Annotated in this window: 1 protein-coding gene; it reads left to right on the top strand. The window is 43.6% G+C overall.

All coding sequences use genetic code 11. The features are described 5' to 3' along the window. Positions 1–261: 261 nt before the first annotated feature. On the top strand, positions 262–1,479 hold the full coding sequence (locus tag AC6ESO_RS30430; RefSeq protein ID WP_497094617.1) for an IS110 family RNA-guided transposase: 1,218 nt from the start codon (positions 262–264) through the stop codon (positions 1,477–1,479). The last annotated feature ends 118 nt before the right edge of the window (positions 1,480–1,597 follow it).

The raw sequence follows: 1,597 nt of genomic DNA, 5'->3' as shown, positions 1-1,597 counted from the left end.
CCCGTTAGCCATACATGCAGCGCAAGAAATAGCGCTGCACCACAGAGGATTAAAATAGAAATGCCGTCAATAATGCTACTACGGCTGGGAGAATAAGGTCGATCAACTATGGTGCGTTAGAGCCCATCCGTTAGTCTGACTCCGACGACCACGGTGCATCACAGAATGTCGCTCCCCTTTGGGGAAGCACTCATGGTAGATTAATCCTATTTGGTTTGTTGCACCAGCTCCAATTAAAGAGCCGTAGAAAGGAATCTCTCAATGGATGTTCTCATTGAACGCGCATGTGGTATGGATGTTCATAAAGACTCTATTACTGCATGTGTGATGACACCTGAAGGAAAGGAGATTTGTACGTTCCCTACTAAAACAGTCTTTCTGTTGCAACTAATCGACTGGATTAAAAACCATGGATGTTCTCATGTCGCAATGGAAAGTACAGGCGTATTTTGGAAGCCAATTGTTAACCTCTTAGAAGCTGAGGACATTGAGTTTTTAGTCGTGAATGCCCAGCATATGAAGGCACTTCCAGGTCGTAAAACCGATGTTAAAGACGCTGAGTGGATTGCCCAACTGCTCCGCCACGGACTTCTGAAGGCTAGTTTTATTCCAAACCGAACTCAACGCGAACTCAGGGAATTAGTTCGCTACCGTCGAAGCATCATTGAAGAACGTGCCAGACAGCACAATCGCATTCAAAAGGTTTTAGAGGGCGCAAACATCAAACTCGGGTCCGTTGTTTCAGATATTATGGGCGTCTCTTCTAAAGATATGCTTCGTGCAATTGCAGAGGGCGAAGACGATCCTGAGAAATTAGCAAATATGGCTCGACGCACACTAAAAAAGAAGAAATCCGATCTTGAACTGGCTCTGCGCGGCTACGTAAACCCCCATCAACGTCTAATGATCAAAACCATTCTAACCCACATCGATTTTCTGTCGGAACAAATTGAGATGTTAGATCAAGAGGTTGCCAAGAGAGTTAGCTCATTTCAGGAAGATGTAGAACGCCTGGACTCCATACCAGGTATAGCTCCTCGAATGGCGGAACAGATCTTGGCTGAGCTTGGAACAAACATTGAGAAACAGTTTCCTAGTGCGGCTCATTTATGTTCATGGGCGGCTTTAGTTCCTGGTCATAATGAGAGCGCAGGCAAACGAAAGTCTTCCAAAGGAAAGAAAGGAAACAAATATTTGAAATCTGCTTTAACAGAAGCCGCGCATTCAGTGGGTGCATCCAAAAACTACCTTGGTGCCATGTATCGTCGAGTACTCGCTAAAAAAGGCAGGAAACGAGCCGCTATTATAGTCGCTCATGCCATGTTAAGAATCGCTTATTACTTGCTATCTAGAAAAGAAATGTATGTGGACTTAGGCGAAGATTACTTTGAGAGGCATAAACAAGCAGCCATTGTTAGGAATTCCATTCGAAGACTTGAAAGCTTAGGATATGCTGTTTCAATCTCAGAGGTTTCTTGATCTACTATCTTTCGAGAATTAATTAACTTGGTGCTACTTCTTTAAAAATCTAAGGAGCTGCACCCTTCTTTGATATTGCCTCTTTTAGATGTCACTGCGATGAATTTTCATGGTAGTT

The sequence above is a fragment of the Paenibacillus rhizoryzae genome (assembly GCF_059686995.1).
The sequence above is the reverse complement of the archived record's forward strand: the minus strand, read 5'-3'. Positions and strand labels throughout refer to the sequence as shown.